The organism is Streptomyces sp. NPDC004561 (genome assembly GCF_053602155.1).
The window spans coordinates 1-1,596 of the sequence record NZ_JBSGDB010000883.1 but is presented as its reverse complement, the minus strand read 5'-3'; the positions used below and the strand labels follow the sequence as shown (position 1 = coordinate 1,596).

Annotated in this window: 1 protein-coding gene; it reads right to left on the bottom strand. The window is 68.5% G+C overall.

Annotation, left to right across the window (positions count from 1 at the left end):
* Positions 1–203: 203 nt before the first annotated feature.
* On the bottom strand, positions 204–1,406 hold the full coding sequence (locus tag ACWEN3_RS46385; RefSeq protein ID WP_452984453.1) for an IS110 family transposase: 1,203 nt from the start codon (positions 1,404–1,406) through the stop codon (positions 204–206).
* Positions 1,407–1,596: the final 190 nt, after the last annotated feature.

Sequence of the window (1,596 nt, the reverse complement as noted above, 5' to 3'; positions counted from 1 at the left end):
GGGGGGGTGCCCCTATGTCTTTGGTCAAGGTGGTCGGGTCGGTGTCGGGTGGGGTCTGGCAGTGTGGCTGTCGTGAGTGATGACGCGCCTGTTCGGGAGCCGGGTGGCGAGGGCGTGCGTCCGTGCGACTTCTGTGGTCACCCAGTTGTGATCGACTCGGTCGACGAGTCTGACTGCCCTGTGTGTGGCGAGGGTGCTGAGGATCAGCCAGCTGCGGCTGGCCGAGGTTCGTAGAAGGTTCCGTCGCGGAGCATGGCGAAGAGGACGTCGGCCCGGCGGCGGGCGAGGCAGAGGAGGGCCTGCGTGTGGTGCTTGCCCTGGGCGATCTTCTTGTCGTAGTAGGCGCGGGAAGCAGGGTCGCCCAGGGCGGCGAATGCGGAGAGGAAGAAGGCCCGTTTGAGCTGCTTGTTTCCTCTCCGGGAGGGCTGTTCGCCGCGGATCGATGAGCCGGAACTGCGGGTTGCCGGGGCGAGGCCGGCGTAGGCGGCGAGGTGGCCCGCGGTGGGGAAGGTGCTGCCGTCGCCGACCTCGATCAGGATGCGGGCTCCGGTCCTGACGCCGACTCCCGGCATCGACGTCAGGACCTTCGAAAGAGGGTGAGCCTCCAGCAGTTCCTCGATCCGCCCGGCCAGCAGCTTGCGTTGGTCAAGGACGGCCGTCAGCGAGGTGGCCAGGCTCGGGACGATCAGCGCGGCCGCTTCAGTTCCCGGGACGGTCACGGTCTGCTCGTCCAACGCGGCGAAGATCTCCTCGACCAGCCGCTCGGTCATCCTCGGCGCCTTGGGCCGCAGCAGGGTGACCAGCCGCCGCCTGCCCGCCTTGCGTATCTGGGCCGGGGATCCGAACCGTTCCAGCAGTGTGAGGACGGCCGGGTGCTGCAACCGCGGCCCCAGCACCCGTTCCAGCGAGGGATGGATCTGGGTCAGCAGGCCGTGCAGCCGGTTGGCGACCCGGGTTGCCTCGCCGGCCAGGTCGTCGTCGAACCCGACGATCATCTCCAGCTCGGCGATCGTCTCGTCCTCGCCGTCGATCGCCCGCAGCGTGTGCGGCATCGCGCGGGCCGCGTCCGCGATGATGAACGCGTCCCTCGCGTCCGTCTTCGCCTCGCCCGGATACAAGTCGGCGATCCGCCGCATCGTCAGCCCTGGCAGATAGGCGACCGGACAGCCCATGTCCCTGGCGACCGCCAGTGGCAGGGCGCCGATCGAGGCCGGCTGGTCGACCACGACCAGCACCGTTCCGTGCTTGGCCTGGAGTTTCGCGAACAGCTCGCGGAGCTTGGGTTCGGTGTTGGGCAGGCGCTTGTCGAACGCCTTCTTCCCGGCCGGGGTGACGGCGGTGGCGTGGTGTTCGCCCTTGCCGACGTCCAGGCCGAGGAAGACGTCGATGTCGCCGGTGTCGATCACGTGCAGGCCTCTCCATCACGCTTTCGTCCGGCCTTGCCAGGGCACCGAGCTGCCACATCCACGTTACGGAGAGCTGTTCCGGCTCGGGTGAAGCCGGTGCTCAAGCCCCTCATCAGCGGTCCGTCGATGCCTCCGGACCCGGTGACACCACCCCCCGGATCATGAACAACAAGGGGGGGAAGTCATGCCG